General features: G+C 53.9%; 8 protein-coding genes. All 8 read left to right on the plus strand.

All coding sequences use genetic code 11. The features are described from left to right. Positions 1-278: 278 nt before the first annotated feature. Entirely contained in the window at positions 279-1,763 is a 1,485-nt protein-coding gene (locus ADJ95_RS09270; protein WP_152691704.1) for a pentapeptide repeat-containing protein, read from the plus strand. A gap of 160 nt (positions 1,764-1,923) precedes the next feature. Next, complete coding sequence (locus ADJ95_RS04810) at positions 1,924-3,567, plus strand: pentapeptide repeat-containing protein (protein WP_049333098.1); 1,644 nt, start codon at positions 1,924-1,926, stop codon at positions 3,565-3,567. Between the two features lie 132 nt (positions 3,568-3,699). After that, positions 3,700-5,325: a pentapeptide repeat-containing protein gene (locus tag ADJ95_RS04815; protein ID WP_053088809.1), complete on the plus strand. Its 1,626-nt coding sequence runs from the start codon at positions 3,700-3,702 to the stop codon at positions 5,323-5,325. 149 nt (positions 5,326-5,474) lie between these two features. Further along, positions 5,475-6,899, plus strand: a complete 1,425-nt coding sequence (locus ADJ95_RS09125) for a pentapeptide repeat-containing protein (RefSeq protein WP_080974947.1) — start codon at positions 5,475-5,477, stop codon at positions 6,897-6,899. Positions 6,900-7,092: 193 nt separating this feature from the next. Continuing rightward, on the plus strand, positions 7,093-7,572 hold the full coding sequence (locus tag ADJ95_RS04820; RefSeq protein WP_239662780.1) for a low molecular weight protein-tyrosine-phosphatase: 480 nt from the start codon (positions 7,093-7,095) through the stop codon (positions 7,570-7,572). Continuing rightward, a complete protein-coding gene (locus tag ADJ95_RS04825) occupies positions 7,569-8,237 on the plus strand; it encodes an aminobenzoate synthetase (protein ID WP_049333103.1) in 669 nt (222 codons plus the stop codon). The genes ADJ95_RS04820 and ADJ95_RS04825 overlap by 4 nt, the downstream gene beginning before the upstream one ends. An 882-nt stretch (positions 8,238-9,119) precedes the next feature. Further along, complete coding sequence (locus ADJ95_RS04830) at positions 9,120-10,385, plus strand: multidrug effflux MFS transporter (RefSeq protein WP_049333105.1); 1,266 nt, start codon at positions 9,120-9,122, stop codon at positions 10,383-10,385. Between the two features lie 213 nt (positions 10,386-10,598). Then, on the plus strand, positions 10,599-11,501 hold the full coding sequence (locus ADJ95_RS04835) for an aminotransferase class IV (RefSeq protein ID WP_049333107.1): 903 nt from the start codon (positions 10,599-10,601) through the stop codon (positions 11,499-11,501). Positions 11,502-11,721: the final 220 nt, after the last annotated feature.

Raw genomic sequence — 11,721 nt, forward strand, 5'->3', positions numbered from 1 at the left:
TATATAGGGTGTGCGGGGCGATTTTTAGGCGCGATTTTTGAGCCGGGAAGCTAGGCCTCTGGCAGCGTTGCTGGAGGTGCAGTGGGACGTCCAAGAATCGCTCCTCTTATATAGGGAGTTATATATGGAGAGCCCGCCGGCAAGCTCCATCGCTCGCTTTATGGAGGTATCTCTGCTTGTCCGGTCCGCAATTCTCTAACCTTCACCTGTGGCTTGAGACTACCCGCCTACCGTATCCTGGTTACGACCATATCCTCTCAAAGTAGACAGGAGACCCCATGCCACCCAAAAACATCCCACCAGATGAACGCTCATCTCGGCAACTTGAGAAAAAAATAATTGCACTATTTGTAATTCCAGCCGTTGTATTTGCTATCATTTCATGCAGAGAAGGACTGGCAGAATTAACAGAGGGATTTAATTTTTCAAAATTTGGGGCGCCAATCAATGGCGCAATAATAACATTCTTATTGCTATTATTTGGGCTTTTTGTATTCTTTCCACTTATTAGGGTGATACAAAAGTTCTTTTCCGACCTTACGGGAAAATACTTTGTTATTTCTCTTGCGACTCTCGCAGTTCTGGGAGCAACTGCCGCCCTTTATATTCCTTCCTATACAAATTGGTTTAAGCCCGATACTCAGCAATCTACGAGCGGTACGCAGAATGGCCAAGGTTCCGGAAATCAACAGAATCAGTCTTCTAAAGATCCATCTTCTGATTTAAGACTTCATCTTCTATATATTACTGGTGGCATTATCGCTGTCTTGGGCCTTATTGAGACAAATCGCAAGAATAGCCAGGACCATATTCGTCAGGTTCATGCAGCTCGCCGTGACCGTTACATTGCAGCAGTTGATAAGCTTTCTAGCAAGCATGCTCCTGTCCGTCTTGGTGGAGTGTACGCACTTGTAGGACTTGCCGATGAGTGGCTCGAGGACGATAACATCGATGAAGAAACTCGAATAAAAGAGGGGCAGGTTATTGTCAATAATCTATGCGCTTATATTCGTTCTCCTTTTAAGTTAGCTGAGAAACGTTCAGTTCTTGAGTTGGATAGTAAACCAGATAATTACGAAGGAAAATTTACTGAGGACCAAACAAGACTTTTCGAAGAACAAGAAGTACGTCGAAGTATTTTTGATGAAATAAGCGTCCGCCTTCGCCCCCTTGATGAGAAAGGAAAACGAGATTACGTAACATGGCATGTATTTGAATTTGATTTTAGAAAATCAACAATTTTCTACCCTCTTAACAAACTAAGGTTTTTCAATCCAGATTTTCGTAATTCAAAATTTTTTGGACTAGCAGATTTTAGTTTTTCAGGTTTTCAAGGAATTTCAATATTTTCGGATACTCATTATTTCGGAGACGCTTCCTTCTCATGCGCACACTTTCAGGGGACAGCTCGTTTCAGCGATTCGTGTTTTGAAAAAGAATTAAATTTTCGGGCAACGACACTTAAGGCAGGCGCAATATTCGATAGTTCAATTTTCAAAGGATCCACTATAATCACACCAGCTCTACAAGATGGTCAGGTTTCCTTTGATGGTTCTATTTTCAGCTGTTCCTCCGTGCATAAATTCCTTGACCTCAATCATCTTGATATACCCACAATAAATATCAAATCTGTAACTCTCGTGGGTAAAAGAAGATGTAAACGGTATGAGGCGAAGATTCCTGTTAATTCCCATCTCTACGATCCTGATTCGTGGGATGAGAAGCAACAGAGATATACCCGAGTCAGCAAACCGGCAGAGTAACACCATACATTTCCTCCTCTAGGAGGTAAGTTTTCTAAAGGCCCCGTCTGTACTTCTCGTGCAGGCGGGGATTCTCTTTTGCCCAGCGTGAGCGCGCGAGGGTGGGGTTCTCCCCTATGCTGGATATAAGCCAGCACCGGAGCAGGAAGGGCACACCGCCATGAACCTCAACAAACTCTTAACTGCGATGCGGCACCACAAAAACACCCCGGCACGCAACCAGCAGGCTGAGCGGCGCGAACGCTACACGCACGCCCTCGAACAATTCCTCGACGGGCAGCCCGCCGTACGCCTCGGCGGGACGTACACGCTTGCAAACCTCGCAGACGAATGGCTCACCGACGCATCCCTCCCCGAGCAGGTACGCCGTGAAGAAGCCCAGACCATTATCGATGCGCTGACCGAGTGCATCCGCACGCCCTACCCCCTCGCACAGAAACGGCAGATTCTAGAAGCAGATGAGGCTCCCGAAGAGTACGAAGGCGACTTTGCCCGCGATCAGGAAGAACTACGCGAAGAGCAGCTGGTGCGCCGCACAGTCTTCAAGGAGTTCAGCCGCCGCCTCGCCGCGGCCGCCGAGAGCAACAATGCAGACAGCGAGGAAGACCAGCGCACGGTACCGTCGGTATCACCCATGTGGGCTGACCTGAGCTTCGACTTTGGCGGCGCACCCATCTTCTACCCGCTGGGGCAGCTGCACTTTCAGAACGCCGATTTCGCCTCCGCAACCTTCTACGGCCCGGCAGATTTCTTCGGCGCAACCTTCCACGGTGACACCAGCTTTTCGGCGGCGCAGTTCACGGCTGACGCATCCTTCCACGGCGCGAACTTCACCGACTGGGTGGGGTTCAGCGCCGCACACTTCGCGGGCGCGGCAGAGTTCAGCGGGGCGCGCTTTGCGGACGCGGCAAGCTTCGCAACCGTAACCTTCACCGGCGAGGCTGACTTCTCAGACGCGGTCTTTTCAGCTGCGGCTGACTTCGCGGTATCCGCTTTCAAATCCGATGCCGACTTCTCGCGCTTGAACACCGCGGGCATAGCCAGCTTCGCGGCGGTCACCTTTGACGGAAAGGCAATATTCACCGCCTCCACGTTCCACGATGAAGCGCACTTCGCCGCGTCGGTCTTCAACCGCCCGGCGGTGTTCTCTAAGTCGCTGTTCGGCGGGGCCGCGCGCTTTGCCGGTATAGCCACCAAGCAGTCCGCAATGTTCAGCAACGTGCGCTTTACGGGCGCGGCGGACTTTAGCGGGGCGTCCTTCACACAGTACGAGGATTTTGGTGGGGCGCGGTTCGACGGCGACGCCACGTTCAGCCGGGCGTCTTTTATTGCGCTTCCAAGGACGCGCTATGAGATGGACTTCCCGCAGAGAGCGAACTTCAGTAACGCGACCTTCGCGCAGGGCGCCGACTTTAGTAAGGCGACGTTCACGGCGCATGTCGGCTTCTACAAGGCGACGTTCGCGCGGGCGGTGAGCTTCAACGGGGCGAGCTTTGAGGGCGCCTACTTCGCGGATGCGACGTTCGGTCATGGCGCGGATTTCAGGCAGACTAGCTTCATGTATGTTAAGCCGTCCTTTGAGGCTTTGGAGAGGCGGCTGCAGAGGGCACGGTTCTCGGCACAGGCGGATCCGCAGGATTACCAGTTCGAGGCGCACCCGGAGAGCAGGCACGGCTTCAGCTGCGGCACAGCAACGCTTCTTAATAGAACGTTCGTTCTCCCTCTCGGCACTGTGCTGTACGACCCGGATTCCTGGGACGAAGAGAAGCAGGACTACACCCGCTTCAGTGAGCCCGCGCAGTAATATCCAGAGGCTCCGCCACATTGAATGTGTGGAAGGGCTTTCGTATATGACCGGGCGCGCCTCATGGCAAGTAGCTTTACCCTATGCTGGAAGGTGAACGTTCCTATCAGAGAGGACAGGAGAACCAGACATATGTTCCTAAATTCAGCCGAAGCCTGGCAGTTACTCTTTATATGCGCAGGTGTAGTTGCTGGCTTCTTGCTCTGTGCACATCTCATCAACCTAAAGAAGAATATACCCCTGTTCTACAGTTGGATTGGGGCAATCGCTATCTTTGGCGGAGCATTAGCTTTCCTCCTGCCCATCGCGCTCAACTCTGGTTTCGGTAAGGACGATGACGGTCGGGTTCTCAGGCAGCTCATTCTCTACACCACTGGTGGTGTCCTAGGTGTTATCACCCTCGGCGAGAGTCACCGAAAGAATAGCCAGGAAAAAGAGAAAAACGAAAACGACCATACCCGCCAAGTCTATGCTGAACGCCGTAGCCGCTACACCAAGGCTGTCGAGCAGCTAGCTGATGAGAAAGCGACTGTCCGTCTGGGCGGAATCTATACTCTTGTGGGCTTGATTGATGAGTGGCTCGCTGATGAAACCCTCAATTCTGAAGAACGGCAAAAAGAGGGTCAGGTTATTATCAATAACCTCTGCTCCTACATTCGTTCGCCTTTTCTCATCGCGGAGAAGGTTGAAGCATATGAAGCTCACAAGGAGCTAAAAGAGCTTGAGGAGTTCGAAACTTTATTTTCCAAAGAAGTAGGTTCTCCACGGATTCAGGTTCTACGAGAGTTTTTAAAAGATTCTAATGATTATAAAAATTCTGAAGACATCACTGCAGACTATGCAAAGCTTCGTGAAGAACAAGATATACGTCGAGCTATTTTTGCCGAAATGAGCAAGCGTAGTAGTACCGTTACGAAAGGTACGCAGGCCAAATATTCTATTACTCCTGGCCCATGGAGCAACTTCAATTTTGATTTCAGCCGAGCACTGATTTTCTATCCTCTTAGCCACCTCACGATTGAAGAAGCTAATTTTGCTTCTGCCAGATTCTATGGTGAATCGAGTTTCTTCAAGACTATCTTTGCCCGAACTGCAAACTTCAACGAGGCGACCTTCACCCAAACTGCAGACTTCACTAGAACGAGGTTTATCCAGGATGCAGGCTTCTGGGACGTTGCATTCACCCAAGGCGCGGACTTCTGGAGCGTCACCTTCACCCAACCCGCGAGCTTCAACGGGGCAACCTTCACCAGAGCCGCAGGATTCGGCGGGGCAACCTTCACCGAAGACGCGGGCTTCTGGGATGTGGTCTTCGTCGAAGGCGCAGACTTTACCTGGGCGACCTTCATTAAAGACGCCTACTTCAGTAGGGCAAGCTTCACCCAAAACGCGAACTTTAGCGAAGCGATTTTCACTAAAAACGCAAACTTTAGCGGAACATATTTCACCCAAAACGCAAACTTTGACGCTGCAATCTTCAGGACGAATTCACCAAAATTTGTGGAAACTAACGAAGATTCAGGTCTGATAGACAGAGCACGATTCGCAATCCTCGAAGATCAAAACTCACATAACTTCACGGTCGGTAAACATAGTCAGCCCGTTCGTTTAGGAGAAATCGAGCTTAACGATGTGAAATACTCTATCCCTGTAGGAACGATACTCTTCGATCCGAATTCCTGGGATGAAGAACAGTACAGATACATCTACGTCAGTGAGCCTGCAAAGCCTCGTGAAGATTCAAATACCAAGGAATAAAAGCCCACTGAATCAGACCTCACCAGTAACACCCGCCAACCCAGTTTCGGCGGGGCCTTTGCGTATGACCGTTAGAAGCACAGGTTAGACAGTTTTGCACTATGCTGGAGGGTGACCATTCCTCTCAAAGAAGATAGGAGACAAGAAATATGGCTGAGCCAGATAAGATACACAAAGAGCCTTCGCGGCTTCACAATTGGTGGAGCAGAAACTGGTTCTATACAGCCCTCATCGCGATAGCTGCTATCGGTGCATTCTGCGCTTTCTGCTTACCCTTACACATATCAGAACCATTCAGCGCTGGCGATAGCGTAGCGGCGCTCCGTCAGGCTGTTTTGGCAGCTACCGGCGGTATTCTCGCAATGCTTACTCTTTGGGAAACCCGACGCAAGAATCTGCAAGAAAAAGACAAAAACGACCTTGACCATGCTCGGCAGGTCAAAGCTGAACGTCGTAGCCGCTATGCCAAAGCGATTGAACAGCTAGCTGATGACAAATCCGCTGTTCGTCTTGGTGGCATTTATACTCTAGTCAAGCTCGCGGATGAGTGGCTAACTGACAGTAAAACTACTCCCGACGAAACAGATAGGATAGCAGAAGGTCAGATTATTATTAATAGTCTTTGCGCGTATATTCAGTCTCCATATTCTTTAGCAGAAAAAAGAATATTTATTGAAGATATTGAGACCTTTGAAGAATCTGGGGATAAATTTACGAATGAAAGAGGTGCGCTTTATATGGAACAAAAGATACGTCAAGTTATATTTAACGAAATAAGTAAACGATCCAGCAAATGCAATGACAGCAATGAAATTAAGCCAGGAAAATGGAGTGTATTTGAGTTTAACTTCACAAGATCACCCATATTTTACAGTTTAAATGATATAAATCTTGAAAATGCAAACTTCAGCAATTCGATTTTCTATGGAATTACAAATTTTTGCGGATCCAAGTTTTACGGAGGCACGAACTTTACTGGAGTATCCTTTGAAGAAAATGCAAATTTTTTAGATGTAACATTCCAAAATGGAGTAGATTTCACAGAAGCATTCTTCAAGAAAGATGCAGATTTCAGTAATGCGACTTTTATTGAAGATGCGATTTTCGATTCGACGGTCTTTGATTCAAGCATTTTTCAGGTTAACTATGCATCGTTTCATGGTGCCAAATTTCACGGAAATACATCATTTTACAAGTCAGTTTTTAATGCGCAAACACATTTCAATAAAGCAACTTTCCATAAGGGGGTAAATTTCGATAACTCTTGCTTTGAAGAGTCCCCTGAATTCGTAAATGAAAAAAATATTAAAGAAAGCGATTCTGCAGGATTCTCGTATAAAGCCGACCCTAATTACTATAGTTTCAGGATTGACTACTCATATCCTGGATCCTTTGATACTATCCAAATTAATGCCCCCGGCGGCATTTCATTCAGAGTCCCCGAGGGCTGTATACTTTTTGACCCTAATTCCTGGGATGAGGAAAATCAAAAATACACTATTAAAATCAAACCCACACCCCCACTTAATATGCAATATATAATTTTTTATAGAATGAATACGACCTTCCCTTAAACTAAAGGCCCCGCCGGCCCTACGTCGGCGGGGCCTTTTCTCGCCCGGGTCCGGTAGCGACAGCCTCCCTCCTCTTCCCCACTGGCGAGCGCATCCGCCCGTCACATCGCCGCCGCCCGAAGAACCACCCCAAACACCCGCCGTACCTGCCCACCCGGCACCCCACCGATACACTAGAACCATGTACCGAATCATGACTGTCTGCACCGGCAACATCTGCCGCTCCCCCGTCGGCGAATACCTCATCCGCCAGCACGCCCAAGAAGCCGGCGTGCCCGTCACCGTCACCTCCAGCGGCATCAGCAACGAAGAAGAAGGCAACCGCATCGACCCGCGCGCCGCCGCGCAGCTCACCACCCGCGGTATCGACCCGTCCGCGCACCGCGCCAGCGTCTTCACCGTCGAGGACTTCGACCGCAACGACCTCATCCTCGCCATGGACGCACCCCACTACCTGCGCCTCAAAGCCCTCGCCCGCAACGAGGCCGACAAGGCCAAGATCCGCATGATGCGCAGCTTCGACCCGAAGGTCACCACCACCCACCTGGACCAGCTCGGCATCTACGACCCCTGGTACGGTAGCGAACGCGACTTCGTGTACACCACCGACCTCATTGACGCCGCCGCACGCGGCCTCATCAACCACCTCAAGCAGGAAGGCGACGCGCAGTGAGCCAGCGTATTCCCCTGAACCAGAACCGCCGCGTCACCGGCACCACCGAAATCCTGGAACTCTGCAAAGACATGCTGCGCCTGGAGCACGGCATCGGCAACGACTTTGACATGGACACCGCCGAATTCACCGAGTTCCGTGCGCAGTTCCTTGCCGACTTCGCGCAGATCCCGCTGATTATCGGCATTGACGGCCGCAGCGGCACCGGCAAGACCAGCCTCGCCGCGCAGCTTGAGCAGGAGCTCACCGCCGCCGGCCACAGCGTGCACGTGCTGCACCTGGACGACTTCTACCCCGGCTGGGACGGCCTCTTCGACGGCGTGGAGGCGTGGGACGCGCTATCCGTGCAGCTGACCGAGGGTATTGCCGGGACCTACACCCCGTGGGATTGGGAGGCGGGCGCCCCCGGTGAGGTGCGCACCGTCGACCCGGCGGCTACGCAGGTCATCATCTGTGAGGGTGTCGGCGCGATTGCTGGCGCCTGCGAGGTGCGTATTCTCGCCACCGCCCCGGACGAGGTGCGTTACGAACGTGCCATGGCTCGTGACGGTGACACGTTCCGCCCGCACTGGGAACGCTGGACGGCACAGGAGGAGGCGCTGCTCGCCGAAATCCCGGAGGACTACGCGACCGTGGACTTCATCTACGACAGCGCGGCACAGTAGCAGCCGCCTACAAGACAGTAGGGCCCGATGCTTCGTGTATCTCGAAGCATTGGGCTCTACGGCTATTTAGAGGCAGTTTTATTCAGGCGCTGTTTTATTCGGGCATGGGAGCCGGGCTAGCGGATTCCATGCGGTCTTTATCCCAGTAGGTTGAGGTATTGCTCGGCGCGTGCGTGGAGGCAGTGCCGTCTTTTTCGTTACCCGGGTTGTTGTTAGAAAGCACGGCAAAGACTACGAGCAAGACACAAGCTATGAGCAGCAGGATGCATAGCAAATATTTGTAATAGTGATTGCGCATCTGAGGTGCTCCCTCCGGTCGTATCGCGTGGTATGACCAACGTAAGTTATGCCGTTGGGCCTAGCAAGGCTTCTCAAGAATATTTCTCAAATGTTTCTTCAGCGCTGGGGGCTGAGTGGCAGGCTAAAACAAACCGCGAAAGGGGCGGTGTTATCTCTCCAACGGAGCGTGGATAACACCGCCCTTTTGCTCCAGTATGCGTAGGGTGTAGCCACGTTTTCCGGAAGCGCCCTCAGGGTGTCGTACAGACGCTCTCCGCAGCGAAGCAAGGAGAGGCGGAGCGTCTGTGCGACGGGTGCCCCTGCGTAGGCGCGGAGGAAATATGTGGCGTACCCTCCCCTAACCCCTGTAGGAGCGTGGATAACACCGCCCCTTCTGCGTACCCTCTGCGCACCCGTCCCGCTCCCAAATTAAAAAATGTCAAACGTTTAACTTACGAAGCCACACCCAATTCTGCTACCGTGAACAAGTTGTGCTTCCAGCCTGCGCAAGCTCATCCCCAGGGGCGGTACCACCGCATCCATGTCTTGTAGAGCCGCAGGCGCCGTTGCACGCGCATCACGCAGAAAGAAAAACTAAGACTAATGTCTTCGAAGTCGACTAAGACCTCCTTCGGGCTATCGCCCATTTTTATCGTAGTTCTGGCGCTGCTGACCGCGATTGCGCCGCTTGCTACGGACATGTACCTTGCCGCACTGCCCGCTGTCGCGGAGGACCTGAACACCACCAGCACGAACGCATCCCTGACGTTGAGTGCGTTCATGGTGGGTATGGCGCTCGGCCAGCTGGTCGTGGGTCCCCTCTCTGATAAGACGGGCCGCCGCAAGCCGCTGCTGATTGGTGCGGTTATCTGCTTCATTGCGACGGTGGCGTGTGGTTTCGCTCCGAACATTGAGCTGCTGATTTTTGCGCGTTTCATGATGGGCTTCACCGGTTCGATCGGTGCGGTGCTGGCGCGTTCCATCGTGACTGATACGACTCAGGGTCTGGCGACCGCTAAGCTCATGGGCGTCATGATGATGATTAACGGCTTCGCGCCGGTGCTTGCGCCGCTGTTTGGTGGCTGGGTGCTGTCGTGGGGTAGCTGGCGCGATATTTTCCATGTGCTCGGCGTGGTGACCGCGGTCATGATGCTCGGCGTGATCTTTGTGATTAAGGAGACCCTGCCGGTGGAGGAACGCTACCAGGGCACCGCCCTGAGCGTGTACTCGGAGTTGCCGAAGGTCTTCAAGATTCGCCGCTACCTGGGTTTCATGCTGACGATGTGCTTCGCGTTTGGTGCGCTGTTCTCGTACATTTCCGGTTCGACGTTTGTGTTGCAGAAGATTCTGGGCTTGTCCGAGACTGAGTTCACGATCGTGTTCGGTGTGAACTCGATTGGTATTGTGCTGTTCAGCGCGATTGCAACGAAGCTGGTTGGTCGTGTGGCGCAGCGCCGCATCGTGAATGTTGGCGTGGTGAGTCTGCTGGCGGTGTCTTCGCTGCTGTTGGTTAGCTTCCTTGTCGGTATTTCGCTGGTGCCGACGCTGGTTCTGCTGTTCCTGCTGACCAGCTCGTGCGGCCTGATTTTTGGTAATGCTTCGGCGTTGGCGTTGAACGAGGCGCGCCACATGGCGGGTAGTGCTTCGGCGGTGATGGGTACGGTTCAGGCGATGCTGGGTGCGTTGGCGGCGCCGCTGGTGTCGTTTGCTGGTGAGCATGAGTACCTGCCGATGGGCTTCTCCATTTTTGGTTTCGCGGTCCTGACGGCGCTGGTGCTGTGGACTACGCCGCGTAAGGATTCGGACTACTCGGCGGACGGTTTGAGCCACGGGGCTGGTGAAGGTCAGGGCGCGCCGGCGGGCCACTAGCCGTTCACAAATACATATCTGTACGCATGCCCAGGAGGGGCGGTGTTATCCGTAAGCGACATCAGGGTGTCCGAAGCGAAGCGAGGACGGGTGCCCCTGTAGGAGCGTGGATAGCACCGCCCCTTCTGCGTGCCTCGTGTATCTGCCCCTGTAGGAATGAGGGCGAGTACCCTCATCCCGCGCTGGTTCTGGATGCGAACGTACAATAAAACTATGTCTAGTACCGTAATTCTTCTGAACGAGCAGAACCCGCAGGGCATCTTCGTCGACCCGTCCGTGCCCCTCATCAGCGTTGATGATCAGGGCTTCACCCGCGGCGACGGCGTCTTTGAGACCATGCTGTCCGTCAACCGTCGCGTGCGTAAGCTCGGCATGCACCTGTCCCGCCTCGAGTCGTCGGCGCGCATGCTGGATTTGCCCGACCCGGAACCCGAGATTCTGCGTTCGGCGGTGGAGCGCCTCATGCGTGAGGCGACCGCCGGTGCCGAGACTGCGCTGGGCGAAGAGCACATCGTGAAGATTATTATTTCGCGCGGCCCCACCCAGGCGGTCACTTCCATGCAGCCGGGCCCGTACACGCTGCTGATTGCCTCGCCGGTGCCCGCATCCATCGTGAAGCGCCGCACCGAGGGCGTGAAGGCGATGCTGCTGCCGCGCGGTCACGAGCCGATGGACAACAGCGCCTACCCGTGGCTTCTGGCGGGCGCGAAGACCCTCTCCTATGCCGTGAACATGGCGGTTCTGCGGTACGTGCAGGAGCGCGGCGCGGATGACGCAATCTTCATCACCGACGAGCGTCGCGTGCTCGAGGGCGCCACCTCCTCGGTGCTGGTCGCCAAGATTGAGGACGGCAAGAAGGTGCTGTACACGCCCGAGCCGAGCCACGGCATCCTTCCCGGCACCACGCAGGGCGCGGTGTTCGAGGCGGCACGCCAGGCCGGTTGGGAGCTGGGCTTCGGCCCGCTCTACCCGCAGGATTTGTTTGAGTCGGACGGCGTGTGGTTGGCGTCGTCGGTGCGTCTGATTGCGCCGGTGACCCACCTGAACGGCACGGCGCTGGCGCATGACCCGGAGCTGACCGCCACGCTGTTGAGCTACCTAGCGCAGCAGAGCTAACCGCGTACACAAAGGGACGGCGTCATCCGTAGCGAGGATGGTGCCGTCCCTTTGTGCTGTCTATGGTCAAGGGCAGGAGGCGCCGTACCTTCCTGTTCGGTAGTAGCGGGTGTAGCCGCATTTTCCGGAAGCGCCCCTCAGGGTGTCAGCCCGGACGCTCTCCGCAGCGAAGCAAGGAGGGGCGGAGCGTCCGGGTGACGGGTGCCCCTGCGTAGGCGCG

Origin of the sequence: Rothia mucilaginosa, from assembly GCF_001061665.1 — a bacterium.
Classification (GTDB): domain Bacteria; phylum Actinomycetota; class Actinomycetes; order Actinomycetales; family Micrococcaceae; genus Rothia; species Rothia mucilaginosa_A.

Coding starts and splice junctions, on each gene's coding strand:
- ADJ95_RS09125 (WP_080974947.1), top strand. CDS start 5,475: ATGGCTGAGCCAGATAAGATACACAAAGAGCCTTCGCGGCTTCACAAT.
- ADJ95_RS04835 (WP_049333107.1), top strand. CDS start 10,599: ATGTCTAGTACCGTAATTCTTCTGAACGAGCAGAACCCGCAGGGCATC.
- ADJ95_RS09270 (WP_152691704.1), top strand. CDS start 279: ATGCCACCCAAAAACATCCCACCAGATGAACGCTCATCTCGGCAACTT.
- ADJ95_RS04820 (WP_239662780.1), top strand. CDS start 7,093: ATGACTGTCTGCACCGGCAACATCTGCCGCTCCCCCGTCGGCGAATAC.
- ADJ95_RS04815 (WP_053088809.1), top strand. CDS start 3,700: ATGTTCCTAAATTCAGCCGAAGCCTGGCAGTTACTCTTTATATGCGCA.
- ADJ95_RS04810 (WP_049333098.1), top strand. CDS start 1,924: ATGAACCTCAACAAACTCTTAACTGCGATGCGGCACCACAAAAACACC.
- ADJ95_RS04830 (WP_049333105.1), top strand. CDS start 9,120: ATGTCTTCGAAGTCGACTAAGACCTCCTTCGGGCTATCGCCCATTTTT.